This is a genomic window from Klebsiella sp. DY2415 (genome assembly GCF_026314315.1).
GTDB lineage: Bacteria > Pseudomonadota > Gammaproteobacteria > Enterobacterales > Enterobacteriaceae > Klebsiella > Klebsiella ornithinolytica.
Genome location: NZ_CP111115.1, coordinates 667,093 through 685,687 on the forward strand (window position 1 = coordinate 667,093; position 18,595 = coordinate 685,687).

14 protein-coding genes are annotated in these 18,595 nt (G+C 56.2%); 3 read left to right on the forward strand and 11 right to left on the reverse strand.

Annotation, left to right across the window (positions count from 1 at the left end):
* Positions 1–23 precede the first annotated feature (23 nt).
* From OQV00_RS03210 to ebgR, 5 genes are all read right to left on the reverse strand, one after another.
* Positions 24–1,457 (reverse strand): amino acid permease, encoded by a 1,434-nt coding sequence (locus OQV00_RS03210; RefSeq protein WP_064359233.1) that lies wholly within the window; start codon positions 1,455–1,457, stop codon positions 24–26.
* A 224-nt stretch (positions 1,458–1,681) separates the two neighbouring features.
* Positions 1,682–3,115, reverse strand: a complete 1,434-nt coding sequence (locus OQV00_RS03215; protein ID WP_266279827.1) for an amino acid permease — start codon at positions 3,113–3,115, stop codon at positions 1,682–1,684.
* 94 nt (positions 3,116–3,209) lie between these two features.
* Positions 3,210–3,659 (reverse strand): beta-galactosidase subunit beta, encoded by a 450-nt coding sequence (locus OQV00_RS03220; protein WP_064359231.1) that lies wholly within the window; start codon positions 3,657–3,659, stop codon positions 3,210–3,212.
* Positions 3,656–6,748, reverse strand: a complete 3,093-nt coding sequence (ebgA, locus tag OQV00_RS03225; protein WP_266279829.1) for a beta-galactosidase subunit alpha — start codon at positions 6,746–6,748, stop codon at positions 3,656–3,658. The genes OQV00_RS03220 and ebgA overlap by 4 nt, the downstream gene beginning before the upstream one ends.
* A gap of 241 nt (positions 6,749–6,989) precedes the next feature.
* Positions 6,990–7,973 (reverse strand): transcriptional regulator EbgR, encoded by a 984-nt coding sequence (ebgR, locus tag OQV00_RS03230; protein WP_064359229.1) that lies wholly within the window; start codon positions 7,971–7,973, stop codon positions 6,990–6,992.
* 218 nt (positions 7,974–8,191) lie between these two features.
* On the opposite strand from ebgR, the gene OQV00_RS03235 reads away from it, so the two are divergent.
* Positions 8,192–8,524 (forward strand): tRNA-binding protein, encoded by a 333-nt coding sequence (locus OQV00_RS03235; RefSeq protein ID WP_065907099.1) that lies wholly within the window; start codon positions 8,192–8,194, stop codon positions 8,522–8,524.
* A gap of 88 nt (positions 8,525–8,612) precedes the next feature.
* Here OQV00_RS03235 and ygjG read toward each other — a convergent pair whose 3' ends face one another.
* Together ygjG and OQV00_RS03245 are read right to left on the reverse strand one after the other, a co-directional pair.
* The gene (gene ygjG, locus OQV00_RS03240) at positions 8,613–9,992 is read right to left on the reverse strand and encodes a putrescine aminotransferase (RefSeq protein ID WP_064359227.1); all 1,380 of its coding nucleotides are present in this window, start codon (positions 9,990–9,992) and stop codon (positions 8,613–8,615) included.
* A 266-nt stretch (positions 9,993–10,258) separates the two neighbouring features.
* Positions 10,259–10,852, reverse strand: a complete 594-nt coding sequence (locus OQV00_RS03245) for a PadR family transcriptional regulator (protein WP_004867865.1) — start codon at positions 10,850–10,852, stop codon at positions 10,259–10,261.
* A 237-nt stretch (positions 10,853–11,089) separates the two neighbouring features.
* Here OQV00_RS03245 and OQV00_RS03250 point away from each other — a divergent pair, with 237 nt between their 5' ends.
* Positions 11,090–11,863 (forward strand): siderophore-interacting protein, encoded by a 774-nt coding sequence (locus tag OQV00_RS03250; protein ID WP_004867861.1) that lies wholly within the window; start codon positions 11,090–11,092, stop codon positions 11,861–11,863.
* Between the two features lie 111 nt (positions 11,864–11,974).
* Here the strand turns inward: OQV00_RS03250 and OQV00_RS03255 are convergent, their stop codons facing one another.
* The 4 genes from OQV00_RS03255 to dhaK all read right to left on the reverse strand — a co-directional run bounded on the left by OQV00_RS03255 (position 11,975) and on the right by dhaK (position 16,862).
* On the reverse strand, positions 11,975–13,627 hold the full coding sequence (locus tag OQV00_RS03255) for a glycerone kinase (protein WP_137056151.1): 1,653 nt from the start codon (positions 13,625–13,627) through the stop codon (positions 11,975–11,977).
* An 89-nt stretch (positions 13,628–13,716) separates the two neighbouring features.
* A complete protein-coding gene (gene dhaM, locus OQV00_RS03260; RefSeq protein ID WP_266279833.1) occupies positions 13,717–15,138 on the reverse strand; it encodes a dihydroxyacetone kinase phosphoryl donor subunit DhaM in 1,422 nt (473 codons plus the stop codon).
* Between the two features lie 10 nt (positions 15,139–15,148).
* Positions 15,149–15,781, reverse strand: coding sequence for a dihydroxyacetone kinase subunit DhaL (gene dhaL / locus OQV00_RS03265; RefSeq protein WP_004867854.1), 633 nt, complete (start codon positions 15,779–15,781; stop codon positions 15,149–15,151).
* A gap of 10 nt (positions 15,782–15,791) precedes the next feature.
* The gene (gene dhaK, locus OQV00_RS03270; RefSeq protein ID WP_004867852.1) at positions 15,792–16,862 is read right to left on the reverse strand and encodes a dihydroxyacetone kinase subunit DhaK; all 1,071 of its coding nucleotides are present in this window, start codon (positions 16,860–16,862) and stop codon (positions 15,792–15,794) included.
* Positions 16,863–17,458: 596 nt separating this feature from the next.
* Here dhaK and OQV00_RS03275 point away from each other — a divergent pair.
* A complete protein-coding gene (locus OQV00_RS03275) occupies positions 17,459–18,556 on the forward strand; it encodes a glycerol dehydrogenase (protein ID WP_004867850.1) in 1,098 nt (365 codons plus the stop codon).
* Positions 18,557–18,595: the final 39 nt, after the last annotated feature.

The following is an 18,595-nucleotide window of genomic DNA, read 5'->3' on the forward strand; positions in this document are numbered from 1 at the left end:
TTTTAGAATGATTTTTAGGTGTCTTAAGAAATATTTGAGGCTGGCGCAGCTTCCGTTTCCCGCTCTTTCTGGGTTAATCCTTTGACGTATTTGCTGTATTTCCACCATGCAAATCCAAGGAAAATGACGATTCCGCCGACGTTATAGAAAATAATCGTCATGATATTGCCGCCGGTCGGGAAGGTAGAGGCGATAAAGCCGATAGTGAAAATAACAATCAGCATTGAGACGACAACGATACCGGTCGTTCGTGAGCCCATTTTGAAATCGCGCGGCAGGTGATCCAGTTTACGGCGCAGGTTAAGGTACGCCAGCATAATAAACAGCGGTGGCAGCATGGAGGCGGCAGCGGTCATATTAATGATGGTATTCATTAATTCCTGAACGGTGTTGGAACCCAGCATCGGAATAATCATTAACGGGATGACGATCAGGAACTGAATCCATGCTGCGCGAGCCGGTACGCCATTTTTGTTCAGCTCAACGGTCTTCTTGCCGAAAATGCCTTCGGGGATTTCGGAGAAGAAGATCTTCACCGGCGTCGCGGTCCACATCAGCAGCGAGCCGAACATGGCGGTAAAGGAGACGAGGCCGACGAAGCGGTTCATCATGATTTCAGGCAGGCCAAAGTACGCTGCCAGGCCGTGGAACACCTGCACTGAACCGCCGGTAAATTTCAGCTCTTTGCTGCTGACGAAAACGTTAATCAGTACTGAAGAGACAGAATACAGTACGCCAATCACAATCCCGGCAAGGATTATCACTTTGACAAAGGATTTCGAACCGCCTTTGACGTCATTTACGTAGACCGCAACGGACTCTGCCCCGCCGGCCGCCATAAAGATCCAGGTGGTTATCCCAAGGAACGCCCAGTTAAAATTCGGGATCATCGCTTCGACGGTAATTGGGTCCGCCGGCTGTACGCCGCCGACCAGCGCGGTTCCCGCCAGTAAAATATAGGAGAGCGTCAGCAGCAGCATCAATGATGAGGTTACGGAAGTTATCGGCCCCAGCATTTTCGCGCCGTTGGTAGAAACCCATGTGGAGAAGGCGAACAGCGCCATGCTTAGCACCGTTGTTGCCACAGGGGTCAGAATGTACTCGTAGCCTAAAAAGGCGTACGAGGCGTAGGCAATAACGCGTGGCAGCAGGGAAGTAAAAAAGAACAGGTTCACGAACCAGTAGGTATAGGCGGTAATAAACGCCCAACGGCCGCCCAGCGAGCTTTTGACCCAAGCATAGACCCCCGCTTCAGAGGTTTTATTCAGTGACACGAATTCCGCAATGATCAGGCAAAACGGGATGAAGTAGAACAAGGTGGCGAGGAAAAACATCGGCGCCGATGCCAGTCCTAATTCGATATTGTTATTGATAACGTTATTAAAACTGTAAACGGCGGCGAAGGTCAGCGACAGCAGGCCGAACTTACCGATGGTATTACGTTTGGTATCAGACATAACACATCTCCACACATTGTCCTTCAGAGGATGCCGAAGGGGGTTGTGTTGTTTGTAAGACAGAGGTAGTTAAGTAGTGAAGTTAATTTTAGTAAAAGTTTTAGTAAATAACAGAAATAAAACCCGGTTGCTTTAACTCGATCACGAAAAAGCTGAGCGTTACGTAATGACAGGTAGAAAAAATCCCGCCAGCGGGACAAGCGCTGGCGGGAGAACGCGACACGTTATCTGGAGATACCCGGTGCCGTCGCAGCCGACGCTTTCTGGCGCTGCTGCTGTTTTTTCTCAAAGCGGGTGATCCACCACCAGGCAAGGCCTGAGAAGACGGCGGTCATGAAGACGTTGATAAAGAAGGCGTTAACCAGGTCGACACCCGCCGGGAAGGCGGAAGCCGTCATGCTGACCACAAAGATAACAATCAGCATAGAGACGATGCCCATGCCGACCTTGCGCGAGCCCATGCGGAACTCGCGCGGGGTATCATCGTGTTTCCAGCGTAGAACAAAGTAGGCCACCATAATAAACAGCGGCGGCAGCATTGCAGTGCCGGCGGTCAGATTAATGGCCGTATTCATCATCTGCTGCACGCTGGCGGAGCCGAAGCCGTTAACGATAAGCATCAGGAAGACGAACAGGAACTGCCACCATGCGGCGCGTACCGGTACGCCATGCGCATTCAGTTCGGTGGTTTTCTCGCCGTAGATGCCGGCCGGAATTTCAGAGAAGTGGATTTTTACCGGTGCCGCGGTCCACATCATCATGCTACCGAAGATGGCGATAAACAAAATAACCCCGACAAAGCGGCCCATCAGCAGCTCAGGAATATGGAAGTAAGCTCCCAGTCCGGTAAAGATTTCCACCATCCCACCGGCGTAGGTCAAATCTTCACGTGCGACGAACACGTTGACCAGCAGCGAGCCCAGCGCATACATGCCGCCAATCAATACGCCAGCGGAGATAATGACTTTGATAAACGATTTCTGGCCGCCCTTGGTATCGTTCAGATAGGCTGCCACGGTTTCTGCGCCGCCTGCGGCCTGGAAAATCCAGCACATGATGCCCAGCGTGGCCCAGTTGATGGTCGGCTCCATGGCGGAGAGCGTAATCGGCTGTGCCGGGACGTGGCCAGAACTTAATGCGGTAAAGGCGCCGACGACGTAGATAGCAAACAGCGCGAAGACGCCGTAGGCCACGCACTCGGAAATTCTCCCCAGCCACGTCGCCCCTTTAGTCGAGATGTGGGTTGCCATGGCGAACAGCACGATGGAGATCATTGAGGTGACCATCGGGGAGAAGGGAATGGCGTACCCCATCACGGCGTATGAGGCATAGGCCACGACGTTGGGCAGTAGCGAAATGAAAAAGAACAGGTTCACGAACCAGTACAGGAACGAGCCGAGATAGGCCGCCCGTGACCCTAACGGCTGTTTCAGCCAGGCATACATGCCCGATTCGGAATGCTTATTGGCCGAGACAAATTCGGCGATGATAAAGACAAAGGGGATGAAATAGACCACCGTGGCAAACAGGAAGATCGGGGCGGAACTCAACCCTAGCTCAATGTTGTTATTGATGATGTTCCGCACGTTAAACACGGCGGTGAAGGCCATCGACAGCAGGGCGAATTTGCCTATTTTGGCGCGAACTGATTCGGACATAAGTCCTCCGGGAAATCATGTAGCCCGTATTCTGGGCTGGAAACGGTCAGGTCAGCGGGTATCCCGCTGACCTTGGGTATTGCTGAGGACTGCACTACTTATTCAGGAAATAGCCGTCTTCAATCGTTACTTTGAGCACCACTTTTTTGACCGGCGTTTCGCTGATAAAACGGTAGGCCTCATCGTTATCACAAATCACCATCTGTCCTTCATGCACCTGGACGGTCTCACCGAGGCCTTTCAGGTATTCGCGATCCGTCTCATCCCGGTAGCAGGCTACGGTTTGCAGCTGTGCTTTCGCGGCAAACTCGATCTTTTGCTGTCCCTGCAGGTAGTAATGCACCTCGAAGTAGCGGCGATGGCCGGCAAACAGCGCATCGGTGGTGCTGTCATTTTCCACGCGATAGGAGAGTGAGTCCCCGATCGAATGGGCCACGCCAGGGCGAATGTTTTCGATGTTATTAATGGCTTCCACGCAGCGCTGCCATTTACGTCCGCTGTGATAGATCTGCTTAAATTGTTCTAAATTATCAAGAATTCTCATTTTTCAGCCTCGCTGTGTGAAACGGGGGAAAAGAAACCGGCGCCGAAGTCATGGTTCGCCAGCACCTGCGAGGAGCCGCATCCGCCTTCCAGCGGCAGCAGCGTAAAGCCATAGTTGAAGGGGGTGAGCCAGACGCGCCAGCTATCCAGAACTTCGCTGCCCCAGGAGTTGGAGCCAAGGCCGAGCAACCGGGCGTCGATGTTCAGCGTGATGTCGTCGCTGCGCTGGAGTTCGTTGCAGTGCTGGGCTGCGTGCAGATTTTCTGCCGTGTAGTGCCAGGCGCTGACGTTCAACGGCGCACGCGGAACCACCAGCAAACCGCTGCCGTGGCGGTTGGTAAATGACGCCCAGCGTACGTGCTGACGGTTGCCGTTATTCTGTGGGAACGGGTAGTTCTCAAACATGTCGTCAACGCTGGTACGCCAGACATCGATAATATTGCTCTGCTGGCTATCGGCGTAGTTCTCTCCTGGCCCGCGACCGTAATAATTGACCTGCTCAAACTGACCGTTAATCCCCATCATAAAGCCGATGCACGGAACGATATGCGGGTAGTCGCCGTAGCGCTCGCCCTGCAGTTCAACGTTGATATGGCCCTGTGGCGTGATCTGCCAGCGATAGGTACAGCGCATCCCGAAATCAAAAACCGGCGGCGCGATAATCGTCCGCGTAGTGACGATAACGGTCTCGCCCTGCTGTTCAACGCTGAACTCCCGCAGATGCTCCTGCATGATGTGCAGATGGTTCGGCTGCCACAGCCCCTCATATTCCTGTTTATGGTTATCAATCATCGGTTTGAAGAAGTTAATCTTCGGCTCACGGGTCACCTGCTCGCAGCCATTAATCAGCCAGCGGGTCAGTTTGCCGCTGAGTTTAGAGAATTCGACGCGGAAATTATGCCCGGTCAGGGTGTAGCTCAGACGTTCGTCAGCAATCTGCAGCGGCGTTGCGCTGGCATTGGCGAGCGTCGTTTTTGCCGCTGTCTGCGCCTTTAGCGGGAACTGATACACGGCAATATCGTGGTTGGCTTCGCTATACAAGGTCCGGGAATCTTTGGTGACGATGACGTTGACGAATGTTTCACGCGCATCCAGTTCGGGCAGCGCAATCGTGATATCACGACCGCTGTTCGGCGGCAGATCGCGAACTTTTATCGTCTGAGTCGACAGCGTTTCCCCTTCGGCGCGCACTTCAATGCGCAGGGTGTAATCGTCGAGGGTGGAGAACCACAGTTTGTTCTCGATGCGCAGTTCGCCGCGATGGATATCCGTCGCCTGCACCTTGACCGGCGCAATAACCTGCTTGTACTCCCTTAAACCCGGTCCAGGGGTTTGATCGGAGAAGATCAGGCCGTCGAGGCAGAAGTTATAGTTGTTCGGGTAGTCGCCATAGTCGCCGCCGAATTTGTACCATACTGCACCGTTCTCATCGGTGGCCTGAATACCGTGATCGCACCACTCCCACACGTAGTGGCCCTGAATGCTGTCGTGCTGGTAAAAAACGTTCTGGTATTCGGTCAGCCCGCCCGGGCCGTTACCCATGGCGTGGGCATATTCGCAGATAATGCGCGGCTTCTCGTGCGGGTGCTCGCCGAACTCATTCATCAGCGGTACGCGGGTATACATGGTCGAGATGATATCGACGACTTCGGCGTCGCGGTCCTCTTCGTAGTGCACCAGGCGGGTATCATCCAGCGCTTTGGTGGCGTGATACATCGCGCGAATGTTACAGCCGTAGCCGGATTCATTCCCCAGAGACCAGATGATGATTGACGGGTGGTTTTTCTGCGCGTGTACGTGTCGCACGATGCGCTCAACGTATACGTGCTCCCAGCCTGGGTCATCGGTAATGCGGCTCAGGTTGCCGACGTTGGCGAAACCATGGGACTCCACGTCGGTTTCCGCCATCACAAACAGGCCGTAAATATCGCACAGCTCATAAAAGCGCGGATCGTTTGGATAGTGGGCGGTGCGCACCGAGTTGATATTGTGCTGCTTCATTAACAGCAGATCTTTTTCGACGCGATCCATCCCGACGGCGCGGCCTTTCAGATGGTCGTTGTCGTGACGGTTGACGCCATGGAGCATCACGTAATGGTTGTTGATATAGAACAGGCCATTGCGCACCTTAATGTCGCGAAAACCGACGCGCTGCGGGATGATTTCGAGCACTTCACCGGCGGCGTTTTTCACCGTCATCACCAGATGATAGAGCCAGGGATTCTCCGCCGACCACTGCTGCGGGGCGGTGACATCAATGGTGAAACCGCTCTCCAGCGATTGCCCGACCGTCAGGCGACCGGTGGTACCCTGATACAGCGCGCTGTCGCCATCAAACAGAGTATATTCCACGCTGACATCGGCAGGCCGGCCGCTCAGATTTTCCAGCACCAGCTGGCAGGAGAGGGTGGCGTCGCGGTAATCGTCATTAAAATCAGTACGTACGGTAAAGTCCTGCACGTGAAGTGGATTTTTACCCACCAGGTAGACATCGCGGAAGATCCCCGCCATCCACCACATATCCTGGTCTTCAATATAGGTGGAGTCTGCCCACTGCATTACCCGCACGCACAGCAGGTTATCACCGGTTTTCACCGCCGCGCTGATATCAAACTCGGCGGTCAGACGACTGCCTTTGCTGAAGCCAATATACTGGCCGTTGACGTAGACTTCGAAGTAGGTCTCGACGCCGTCGAACTTAATCAGGGTCTGCTTACCCTTCCAGCCGTCGCCGAGGGTGAAGATGCGCTGATAGGCGCCGGTTGGGTTGTCAGTTGGTACGTACGGCACGTCAATCGGGAAGGGAAAACCTTCATCGGTATACTGAAGCTGCCCGTGGCCTTCCATCTGCCACATTCCCGGCACGGTGATCGGACCCCAGCCCGCGATATATTCGCGGGTGAACGCCTCCGGAACCAGCAGCGGGTGCGTGAAGAAGCGGAAGTTCCATTGCCCGCTAAGCGATAAAAAGCGGCTGCTGGTTTCGCGGACAAAGGTGCGCGCCTGCGCCAGCGTATCGTAAGAGAAGAAATACGCTCGCGGCGGCAGCCTGTTTTCATGAGTCAGTTGAAGATTTTCCCAGCGATTCATATCGCCTCCCTGTACGGATCTGATGTAATACGTCTATTTTAGTAAAACTTTTACTAAATAAAATGGGCGGGGATGATTTACTTTAACTCGATCACAAAATGAGCGTTGTCAGAGGGGGGCGAACGTGCAAATCAGAAAATACCGGGGAGCGGAATTTTACCGCATTTACGCCGGGATGGACGTAGAGGAAGTCTCCCCGGCCGGCCTGGTGCCGCCGGGGAAGTTTCGCGCGAAGAGGGTGTTATCGGGTGGTGCCGCGCAGCTTCAGGACGCTGGGGACAAAGACGTTCAGCGGTAACGCCCGGCCATCGCGGGCTTTTTCGTACAGCAGGTTCACCCCCTGGCTTCCCATCATTTCTGAGTGGATGCGCACGGTCGACAGTGGCGGGAAGGTGAAACGCGCGGTCGGAATATCATTCACGCTGATTAACGAGATATCTTCAGGTATCGACAGGCCGCGTTCGTGAATGGCGCGCAGGACGCCGATGGCAATCGAGTCCGAGGCGACAAATAGCGCCATCGGGTAGTCTTCCTGAGCCAGCATTGTTTTCGCCAGCTCATAGCCCGACGAGCTGGAGAAACCGCCGCGCCAGATATCACCCTGTGAGACCACGCCTTTTAGCTGTCCGTACTCAACGAATGCCATTTCGCGGATATCGGCTTTGCCGGGTTCATCCTGGCCACCGATAAAGCCAATGCGTGAAGCCCCCTGGGCGATAAAGAAGTCGATCACCTCTTTGGCGATGCGCACCAGATCGATATCCACCGCATCGTAACTGCTGTCTGGCTCATGAAAATCGATAAAGCAGATATTGTCGGTCAGCGCGGTGGCGGCTTCGCGAATGGCGCGGGAAGGCTTGCCGACGATCAGTACGCCGGTGGCTTTTTTCAGTTCGGGTAGCGCGCTGTTGAGGTAGCAGTTGGTCAGCTCGATCCCCAGTTTTTCGCACTGGGTTTCAATCCCGTGGCGGATTGCCAGATAGTAAGGATCGTTAATCTCCAGATCCTGCTGGTAGCTGTAGAGCGCCAGAATATGGTGATGGCCCACGGCATGAACCTGCGCCTTACGCGAACTGCTGCTTTTATATTCCAGCTTCTCCGCAATCTCCAGGATACGGTGCTTGGTCTCTTCTTTCACGTTCAGGGTCGGATCGTCGTTTAATACCCGTGAAACCGTCGCCAGTGAGACACCCGCTTCGGTTGCGATATCTTTGAGTGTTGCCATCTTATTCCTTATCTGACGTTGCCCCATCTGCGCCCGCCCATTGTAAAGCAAGCTTGGGTTCCTGCATCTGTTTTCAGTAAATATTGCTGGTTTTATTCGCAGCGAACGGGGTCTTTTTTCCGCCATAAAGAGTGACGGAAGTAACATTCCTGTCAGCGGGATGCTGAACAAATAATTAAACTTGCTATATTTTACTAAAATTTTACTGGAGGTAAACGATGGATACTGTTGCTTACGATGATTTTGCCAGACTGGAAATGCGTACCGGGAAGATTGTTGAGGTTAAACGGCATGAGAATGCCGATAAGCTGTATATCGCGAAGATTGATATTGGTGAGCGTATCTTGCAAACGGTGACAAGCCTGGTGCCTTACTACAGCGAACAGGAGCTGTTGGGAAAAACGGTGGTGGTGCTGTGCAATCTGGCGAAGGCCAAAATGCGGGGTGAAACGTCGGAGTGCATGCTGCTGTGCGCAGAGACTGAGGATGGCAGCGAAAGCGTGCTGCTGACGCCGGAGCGTCTGATGCCACCTGGCGTACGGGTGGTTTAAGCTTCGTTTCTCTGCGTTAGGACATCGGCGATACCGCAGGAAAAGCGCCTCTCCCCGATGGGGAGAGGACAGCGAAGAGTAGAGAGCATCAGGCCTCTTCTACGGCAACCCGCAGTGCAGCCAGCGCCTGACGCGCCGCGCTGAGCACCAGTTCGCACTGCTCAATCGTCAGCGTCAGCGGCGGTTCGATGCGAATGGTTTTGGCATTATTTAACGTGCCGGCCACCAGAACCCGCTGGCGGAACATCTCGCTGGCGAAGTTATAGCCGATCTCGTTATCCACGAACTCAATCGCCATCAGCATCCCTTTACCGCGAACTTCATTTACCAGATCCGGATACTCACGGGACAGTTGATGGAAGCCGTTTAACAGCAGCTCACCTTTCTGTTCCGCCTGGGCCGGCAGATTCTGCGTCAGCAGGACGTTGATCGTGGCCAGCGCTGCGGCACAGGCCAGCGGATTACCGCCGAAGGTGGTGGTGTGCAGGAACGGGTTGTCGAACAGCACCGAGAACACCTCTTCGGTGGCAATCGTCGCCCCAATGGGCATAACGCCGCCGCCGAGCGCTTTGGCAAGACACAGAATGTCCGGCTGAACGTTTTCGTGCTCGCAGGCAAACATTTTGCCGGTACGCCCCATGCCGGTTTGCACTTCGTCGAGGATCAGCAGCGCGCCAAATTCATCGCACAGCTTACGCACCGCGGGCAGGTAGCCCTGCGGCGGCAGAATCACGCCCCCTTCGCCCTGTATTGGCTCAAGGATCACCGCCGCGACATCATCACCGGTTTTTTTACACTCGCTCAGCAGCGTACGCATCGCGTTGATATCGCCAAACGGCACGTGACGGAACCCTGGAAGTAGCGGCATAAAAGGCTTACGGAATGTCGATTTCGCGGTGGCCGATAGCGCGCCCAGCGACTTACCATGAAAAGCGCCGCTGGTGGCCACAAACGTAAATTTACCGCGCGGCGACTGGTAGGCTTTAGCGAGTTTCAGCGCCGCTTCGACCGACTCTGTGCCGCTGTTACAGAAGAAGCTGTATTTCAGCTTGCCGGGGGTTAACGCCGCCAGCGTTTTTGCCAGCATGGCCCGCAGCGGGTCAAGCAGTTCCTGGCTATGAAGAGGTTGTTTCGCGAGCTGATGCTCGACGGCGGAAATGACAACTGGATTACGGTGCCCTACATTAAAAATTCCAAAGCCACCCAGGCAATCGACAAACTCTTGTCCCTGAGTGTCGACAAGCGTATTTAACCCTCCCGCTTGCCACTCTACGGCTCCGTAATCCCCGCCAGCAGTAACCGATTTTCGGTACTCTAAAAAACCGGGATTCACATGCTCTTTAAAATATTCCCTGACCTCCTGGTTAAGTGCTTTCATCTCCTCATGATCAAGCGTTCGCTTCTCAATGAGATTCAGTGCGTGTGCGCTGCAGGCCAGAGCCGATGCGCTGGAAGGTAACCTGTTCAAAGTGAGCTCCTGGGACGGGCGTATCACATGATACTGAATTAAGTATTGCAGGGATTACGCCACTTCGGCACGGGAGCTGAAAATCGGGATAAACGCAGCGCGAAAGCGCATTTGCGCGAAATTTAATCTCACGGCGATATTTTTGGCATGTTTTACTCCTGAACGGGGGACGTTACCCGCCGGGAGGGAGCCCCGTGCGTGCTGCCTGGTGGTGCAGATTGCCCAATATGGGGGCAGGAGGGGGGACTGGCATCCCCCCGGAGGGGTTAATCGAGCTGGGAAATCTCCATTGCCGCGCGGTCAATGACGGCGACAATCTGTTTCAGCTGAGTCTCGCTGATGGCCTGTTGATTTACCTTTAAATCCAGTACGGCTTTAAAGTTCTCCAGCGCCCGCTTCATTTGCGGGTTTTTGCGCAGTTCACAGCCGACCATACGGGCCTGCAAACGTTCCTGGATATGGCCGAGCTGTTCCTGATTCTCGGCATGCAGGAGGCTGCCCTCTGCGGTTATGGCGATTTTTTTGCGGCCATTTTCCTCTTCGACGCTGATAAGACCCTGATCCTGAAGGAGATCAAGAGTTGGATAGATCACACCCGGACTCGGGCTGTAGTTGCCCTGGGTCAGGTTTTCTATCTCTTTAATCAATTCGTAGCCGTGGCTGGCGTTGCGGGTGAGGATGTCGAGGATCACCAGACGCAGTTCGCCATGGCCGAAGAAACGCTGACGGCGTCCGCCGCCGCCGCCACCCCGGCGACCGTGTTCGCCATGTTCGCCGCCCCGGCGGCCATGCTCCCCGCGTTCGCTGTGTTCACCGTGGTGGCCACGTGGCCCTCGACCTTCTTCATGATGATGTCGCATAGTTTGCTCCTGTATGTTTTGATATATCTAATCTATATCTAAAAATTAATACTTAGCAAGCATGAATCTGAATATTTTAATAATTATTTGATTTTAAATGTTTTTATTTTGTTTGTTGTACTTTGTTGCTTTTTGTCACGGCTATATCAAAAAAAACTTGCATTCTTTTTTAATGGCAATCATTATCATTTGGGTAAAGTTTAGATATATCTATAAATCTCACGAAGGCGAATGACGATGATAAAAACGAAAGAACCTCAGTACCCGAAACGCGTTCGCAATGAGCTGCGTTTTCGCGAGTTAACCGTGCTGCGCGTTGAGCGCGTCGGCGCCGCCTTCCAGCGCATTGTGCTGGGCGGAGAGGCGCTGGAAGGTTTTGTCTCCCAGGGTTTTGACGACCATACCAAACTCTTTTTCCCGCAAGCCGGTACTGCGTTTACACCGCCGCAGGTGACGGAAGAGGGCATTAACTGGGGGGAAGGCGTCCGTCCGGCAACTCGCGACTACACGCCGCTGTATGATGCCGAACGTCATGAACTGGCCTATGACTTCTTCATCCATGACGGCGGTATTGCCAGCAGCTGGGCGCTGGCGGCAAACGTCGGCGATAAGCTGGTGATTGGTGGGCCACGTGGTTCGCTGGTGGTGCCAGAGGATTATGCCTGGCAGCTGTATGTCTGCGATGAATCCGGTATGCCTGCGCTGCGCCGCCGTCTGCTGGGCCTTAGCCGCCTGCCCGTGCGCCCGCAGGTTACGGCGCTGGTGACGATCGGCGAGGCATCGTATCAAGATTATCTGGCGGATCTGCAGGGCTTTAATATTGAGTGGATCGTCGGCCATCATTCGTCCGTGGTGGCTGAACGTCTGGCGCAGGTGAGCGTGCCTGCGGAAGATTATTTTATCTGGGTGACCGGTGAAGGCGCGGTGGTGAAATCACTGCTCGGTCGGTTTGAAAATGATGAAATTGACCCGCAGCTGGTGCGTTCCCAGGCCTACTGGCACAGTAAATAGCCTGATGCCCGGGCTACGGCGTCAGCGCGTTGCCCGGGATAGCGGCTATTCTGTTCTGTCGCCCGGCTCAGCGTCGCGTCGCCGGGATATTCCGCTGCGGAGGACGCCGCCTTAGCGTTGTTCCGCCAGCGTTTTGAAGACCTGCGCGACCGCGTGGGCGCCCGGATCCATATTGCCCAGCAGGCTGTCGCTGTTAAGGTACGACGCGCGCCCGGCGTTGGCTTTACTGGCGTGGCAGGTGCGCTCGGCGCCCGCTTCCGCAGCGGCAAACGCCGCCTGTAAATCCGTCGGTGCGACAAGCAGCGACGCCAGCGCCGGCTGCAGCGCATCGATCATCGTGCGATCGCCCTCATCCGCACCGCCGTAAAACTTCATTTGCGCCAGACCGGCGTTTAACGCTTCCGCGACGCCGGCGCCTTGCTCCAGCTTCTGCCCGGCGGCGGTAAAGAAGATCGACATCAGCACGCCGCTGGAACCGCCCATCACCACGGTCAGACGTTCGCCGATCAGGGCGAACAGGGTCGCGAGATCGCCCAACGGCAACTGCTGGCGTTGCAGCAGGTCGGCAATATCGCGCGCGCCAGCGGCAAAGGTGGAGCCGGTATCGCCATCGCCGACTTTGGCATCCAGCGCATTCAGGTGCGCCTCCAGGTCAGACAAGGTACCGGTTATCCGCTTGACATAGCCCGCCACGACGTGATTGTCCGAAGGCTGGAACGCCACGCGGGTGCTGCGCAGCGAAGAGGGCATCACCTCAATGGTTCGTGGCTGCACCGGCGCCTGCCAGCTGGCCGTTTCCACAGCGGAAAGCAGCGCTTTTTCAATGCTCTCCTCCAGTACGATGGCGGTTATCGAGAAACCTTTCATATCCAGCGCCGTCACCAGCGACGCCGGGCCAATCAGCCAGTCGATCCGCTGATGGAGCGACGTGTCGGCCAGCTCACGCGTCAGAATCGCCATTTCCGCAACCGACACGCCGCCGAGGTTGTTCAGCATCACCGCCAGACGGCCGGTTTGTGGCAGGGCGGCGGTCAGTTTCTCCACCATCAGGCGGACAATCTGCGCGCTGTTCTGGGTGGCGATGACCGAGGCGCCGGGTTCGCCATGGATGCCCATGCCCAGCTCTGCCCGATCGGGATGGTGGCGCGGTGCCGTTTCAGCCTCCTGCGGCAGATGGCAACTGGAGAGCGCGAGGCCCAGCGTGCGGATCTTGTCTGCCGCATATCGGGCCTCGCGCAGCACGGTAGCAAGATTGTAGCCACGTTCGGCAAAATAACCGGCCACTTTATGCACCAGGATGGTGCCGGCAATCCCGCGCGGATGCTTGTTATCCGGTAGCGAAATATCGTCGCCGACAATCAGCATTTCGACGTTGTAACCCAGGCGACGGGCTTTCTCGGCGGCGAGGCCAAAGTTAAGGCGATCGCCGGTATAGTTTTTGACGATCAGCAGACAGCCCGCTTCGCCGGTCACCGCCTGAATGGCGGTCAGCACCGCATCAACGCTCGGGGAGGCAAAAATATCGCCGCACACCGCGGCGGTGAGCATCCCTTTACCGATAAACCCAACGTGGGCCGGCTCATGGCCGGAGCCGCCGCCGGAGATGATGGCGACGTTGCTTTTGTTGAGATCGCGACGAACGACCACGCGAATCGCCGGATCGCTCTCCAGACGTGCCAGGTTGTTCCACGGGCTGGCAACGATCGTTCCTTCAATAACATCGTCGACGAGGCGGGTGCGCTGATTAAAAAAGAATTGAGACATAACGGTTCCTGGTGGTTGAGCGAAACACAATCCCCGGAGGCGGAGCCTCCGGCGTGAAGAATGGAGTACAGAGAGTGACGAATGGACAGCTATGTGCGGAGAACGCGTTTTCCGGCGACATCCAGCGTAAGGGATTCACCATCGCCTATCTGCTTCAGGGCCTCTCCCTGCCGACACAGGCAGACGATCCCGGCCTGACGGGCGATGATCGCGCCGTGGGATGCCTCGCTCCCTTCCCGCAGACAAATCCCCTTGACCAGACGAGGATCCAGCTGCAAGACGGTGGAAGGAAAGAGATCGTCGGCGATGATAATCGTCGGCTCATGCACCGCCAGCGGCGCTTCGCTGCGGCCTTGCAGATGACGCAAAGTCCGGTGGAGCAGATCGTCGATATCAATATAGCGCGCCTGCAGATAGGCATCGTTCAGCTGGCGGTACTGCTGGCTGAGGTCGGCCAGCACCTGATACCACGCCCACTCCGCATTGCATTGTTCCTGGCGCAGGATATCGCAGGCGTCTTCATAGAGATCCGGGTCGTCGAGCAGCGTGTGATGGCCGGAGAAAATGGCCGCGATATCGGCAGAATAGCGCTCTTCCGCCAGGGAGGTCAGCGCATTGAGATCGTCCAGCGTCTGGCCGATCGCCTGCTGCAGGCGCCGCTGTTCGTTAGCGATGTCGGCGCCGGTTTGCCGGACTGGCCGGAGGGCAGGCAGCGGATAGCGGAGCGCTTTGCCCTGAACACGCGCGGCGACGGGGGCAAAAACCGCTGGCGCGGCGTCCGGCTGCTCGCCAAAGTTCTCCGCTGCCAGCGCCTGAAATGCCGCCAGCGCCGCTTCGGCATCTGGCCCGCGGGCCAGCAGCCTTAATGTATCGTTGCAGCGTACCTGCAACAGGGCAATCTGGTTAATGTTGTCCGGTGAGACGCATTTGCCGCCTTTCTCCAGCACCAGATCGGCATTGAATCCGGATAACGCGGCTACCAGCCGCGATGCCGGACGAACGTGTAAGCCGTTATGGTTTTTAATGACCACCGAGACGGACTCGCCGCTGAGATCGTCGGCCATTGGCGTGGCCTCGGGGCCGTTCTGTGCGAGCGATGGTAACCCCAGCTGTACGCGCTTAGCTTCCAGGGCGTTCATGGCGTCGGCGATCACTTTATCGATATTCGATCCGGTGGCGGCGCTGACCGTTGCCGCCAGCGTGCCTTCGACCAGCGGCGCGGCGCACAGGCGAACCTTCGCCGCGATCGCCGGATCGAGGAGATCCAGCGCGGTTTCCGCGCTGAGCAGGGCGCTGCCGATATCCATCATCACCAGCACGTGGTCGGTATCGGCAACGGATTCAATGGCCTCCATCACCTTAATCGGATCGGTGCCGATCGGGTTTTCAGGATCGTCAATGCCGGCGGCGATCGCCAGCTTGCAGCCGTCGCCAGTTAACATCTGCCGGGCCAGTTCTCCGACACCTTCGCCCAGTCGGGCGCTATGAGAAACAATCACCAGGTTTACCATCGCGTTATCCTTACTCTTTGGCTGAAGCAGCCAGCGCCTGAATCATGAACATCACCGAGGTTGCGCCCGGATCCTGATGCCCGATGCTGCGTTCGCCGAGGTAGCTGGCGCGGCCTTTGCGGGCCTGCATGGTGATGGTAGAACGGGCGGCTTCCTCTGCCTGTATCGCGGCGGCATCCAGCGCATGCTGAACCGACAGGTGCTGTTCGCTGGACTGGCGCAGTGACTCGACGACCGGCAGCCAGACGTCGCACATGGTTTTATCACCGGGTTCCGCTTTCCCCCGGTTGACCACGCCGTCGGCCCCTTCGCGCATCATCTGGTACAGCTCGTCGAGGGTCAGACTCTGGTGGGCCTGCGTCACCTGGGCGGCGCGAATAAAGAAGGTGCCGAACAGCGGGCCGCTGGCGCCGCCGACGTTGGAGAGCAGCGTCATTCCGGTGTTCTTAAGAATAAAACCGATGTCTTTATCGGCAATGGACGGCAGTTTTTCCACCACCTTGCTGAAGCCGCGATACATGTTCAGACCGTGGTCGGCATCGCCAATCTCTTTATCCAGGCCGGTCAGAAAATCTTTCTCTTTGGTAAAAATGTCGCCGCAGCGATAGAGCCAGTTAACGATTTGCGTTCTGTTCAGTGACATGTCGTGCTCCTTAATGGCCCCAGTTCAGTGCCGGGGTATGAACGGGGGCGTCCCATAATGCCAGCGTGTCGTCATCGACTTTCAGCAGAGTGAGGGAGAAGCCCACCATATCCAGCGAGGTACAGTAGCTGCCGATGAGGTTGCGTTCGATCGTGATGCCGTTCTCCTCGCAGCGGGTGGCCAGTCGGTTGTATACGCCGTACAGCTCCGACAGCGGGGTGGCGCCAAGGTTATTGACCAGCGCGATGACGCGGTCGCCTTGCTGCAGCGCCTGTTTGCTTTGCGTGACGTCCTGCCAGCGCCCTTTGACGGTGTCCCACTGACGCAGCGTGCGGCTGTAGGTGCCGTTCTCCAGCAAGGTGTCGAACATCTCATCAACGGTGCGGTCGAGAGAGCTGAAGGGGCGACGGTCGATACCCGGCTCGCCGTGGATACCGACGCCGAACTCCATCTCATTATCCTGTAATTCGAATGACGGCTGTCCGGCGGCCGGCACGGTGCAGGCGCCCAGCGCCACACCGATGGAGTGGCCGAGGTTGTTAAGCTTGCGGCCCAGTTCAGCGCAGGCTTCCAGCGAATCGCCGCGTTCGGCCGCCGCGCCGACCAGCTTCTCAACCAGCACGGTGTTGGCGACGCCGCGGCGTCCGGCGGTGTAGAGGCTGTCTTTGACCGCCACGTCGTCATCGATCACCACGGTGGTCACCTTGACGCCGCTTTCGTGCAGCAGCTCGGTGGCGGTTTCGAAATTAAGGATATCCCCGGTGTAGTTTTTGATGATCAGCAGCACGCCTTCGCCGCCGTCGATATTCATCGCGCACTCGAACATTTTATCCGGGGTCGGGGAGGTGAAAATCTCGCCCGGACAGGCGCCGGCAAGCATACCTTTGCCAATATAGCCGCAGTGCATCGGCTCGTGTCCGCTGCCGCCGCCGGAGAGCAGCGCCACTTTCCCGGCCACCGGCGCATCGGCGCGGGTGACATACACCGGGTCCTGATGCAGCGTTAATTCAGGATGGGCTCTGGCGAGGCCAAGCAGTTGTTCACTCAGTACATCTTCGACACGGTTAATCAATTTTTTCATTATTTATGCTCCGTCGGAGTGATGCGATGCGGCCTCTCTACCCACGGAGGCGGTCATCGTGTAGGGGTATCGTCTGGCGTGAAGAACTACCCGGCGACGTTATGATTCTGGCTGAGTTAACGGAAAAAAAAATGTCGCGAAAACGAGTTTCATAACGGAACGTGGTTATTTATTTTTGTTCCGTTATGAAACGTTATCGCCGATGAAAAGAGAAAAATGCGAGCTAAGGCGGTTTTTTCGCCCTGCGTTCCCCCGCTGTCTACGGGGGAGGCGGATCCTTTTTTTATCTGTTTTCTGCTGTCGAGGGGATCAACGTTGGCAGATTAGCCGTTTTTTTTTGTCGCAGGACGGCGAATGGCCGGATCGGGATCGCAATCCCGGCGTTTTCCGGCAATTGATGTTCCAATATGGAACGGTAAAAAATATTCTCTGTTTCATATCAGAACAAAAACGGGAAAAATTTTTTTGTTCACCGCTCGCCCTACAGTGTTTGCATCGCTCCGGTCACGATCCCGTTTCCGCCATGAACCGCAGGCTGAACAGGATGACGCCAGGGCTCATCATGTAAAACATGCACTTATTTGAGGGTGAAAGGAATGCTAAAAGTTATTCAATCTCCGGCCAAATATCTTCAGGGTCCTGACGCATCCACGCTTTTTGGTCAGTATGCCAAAAATCTGGCGGACAGCTTTTTTGTGATTGCCGATGACTTCGTGATGAAGCTGGCGGGGGACAAAGTACTCAATGGCCTGCATAACCACGGTTTAAGCTGCCACGCGGCCCGTTTTAACGGTGAATGCAGCCACGCGGAGATCAACCGCCTGATTGCCATTCTGCAGCAGCACGGCTGCCGCGGCGTGGTAGGGATTGGCGGCGGGAAGACGCTCGATACCGCTAAAGCCATTGGCTTCTACCAGAAGCTGCCGGTGGTGGTGATCCCGACGATTGCCTCTACCGATGCGCCAACCAGCGCGCTGTCGGTTATCTACACCGAAGCCGGTGAGTTTGAAGAGTATCTGATCTATCCGAAAAACCCGGATATGGTGGTCATGGATACGGCAATTATTGCCAAAGCGCCGGTGCGCCTGCTGGTGGCCGGGATGGGCGATGCGCTCTCGACCTGGTTTGAAGCGAAGGCCTGTTTTGATGCCAGAGCGACCAGTATGGCCGGCGGACAGTCCACGGCGGCGGCGTTGAGCCTGGCTCGCCTGTGCTATGATACGCTGCTGGCCGAAGGCGAAAAAGCGCGCCTGGCAGCGCAGGCTGGCGTGGTGACGGATGCGCTGGAGCGCATTGTCGAAGCCAATACCTACCTCAGCGGAATTGGGTTTGAAAGCAGCGGGCTGGCCGCGGCGCACGCCATTCATAACGGCTTCACTATTCTGGAAGAGTGCCATCATCTGTACCACGGCGAAAAAGTGGCGTTTGGCACTCTGGCGCAGCTGGTGCTGCAAAACAGCCCGATGGAAGAGATTGAAACGGTGCTGGGCTTCTGCCAGAAAGTCGGTCTGCCGGTGACCCTGGCGCAAATGGGCGTCAAAGAGGGCATTGAAGGTAAAATTCAGGCGGTCGCGAAAGCGACCTGCGCGGAAGGCGAAACGATCCATAACATGCCATTCCCGGTGACGGCAGACAGCGTTTACGCCGCGATCCTGACGGCCGATTTGCTCGGTCAGCAGTGGCTGGCGCGTTAACGTCTCGCTGACCTGCTTTTTGCAGGGTGAAGCGTATTC

What these genes read in the sequence shown, in the direction of transcription:
- OQV00_RS03210 (WP_064359233.1), bottom strand. Translation starts at nt 1,457, where the DNA reads ATGTCTGATACCAAACGTAATACCATCGGTAAGTTCGGCCTGCTGTCG.
- OQV00_RS03215 (WP_266279827.1), bottom strand. Translation starts at nt 3,115, where the DNA reads ATGTCCGAATCAGTTCGCGCCAAAATAGGCAAATTCGCCCTGCTGTCG.
- OQV00_RS03220 (WP_064359231.1), bottom strand. Translation starts at nt 3,659, where the DNA reads ATGAGAATTCTTGATAATTTAGAACAATTTAAGCAGATCTATCACAGC.
- ebgA (WP_266279829.1), bottom strand. Translation starts at nt 6,748, where the DNA reads ATGAATCGCTGGGAAAATCTTCAACTGACTCATGAAAACAGGCTGCCG.
- ebgR (WP_064359229.1), bottom strand. Translation starts at nt 7,973, where the DNA reads ATGGCAACACTCAAAGATATCGCAACCGAAGCGGGTGTCTCACTGGCG.
- OQV00_RS03235 (WP_065907099.1), top strand. Translation starts at nt 8,192, where the DNA reads ATGGATACTGTTGCTTACGATGATTTTGCCAGACTGGAAATGCGTACC.
- OQV00_RS03245 (WP_004867865.1), bottom strand. Translation starts at nt 10,852, where the DNA reads ATGCGACATCATCATGAAGAAGGTCGAGGGCCACGTGGCCACCACGGT.
- OQV00_RS03250 (WP_004867861.1), top strand. Translation starts at nt 11,090, where the DNA reads ATGATAAAAACGAAAGAACCTCAGTACCCGAAACGCGTTCGCAATGAG.
- OQV00_RS03255 (WP_137056151.1), bottom strand. Translation starts at nt 13,627, where the DNA reads ATGTCTCAATTCTTTTTTAATCAGCGCACCCGCCTCGTCGACGATGTT.
- dhaM (WP_266279833.1), bottom strand. Translation starts at nt 15,138, where the DNA reads ATGGTAAACCTGGTGATTGTTTCTCATAGCGCCCGACTGGGCGAAGGT.
- dhaL (WP_004867854.1), bottom strand. Translation starts at nt 15,781, where the DNA reads ATGTCACTGAACAGAACGCAAATCGTTAACTGGCTCTATCGCTGCGGC.
- dhaK (WP_004867852.1), bottom strand. Translation starts at nt 16,862, where the DNA reads ATGAAAAAATTGATTAACCGTGTCGAAGATGTACTGAGTGAACAACTG.
- OQV00_RS03275 (WP_004867850.1), top strand. Translation starts at nt 17,459, where the DNA reads ATGCTAAAAGTTATTCAATCTCCGGCCAAATATCTTCAGGGTCCTGAC.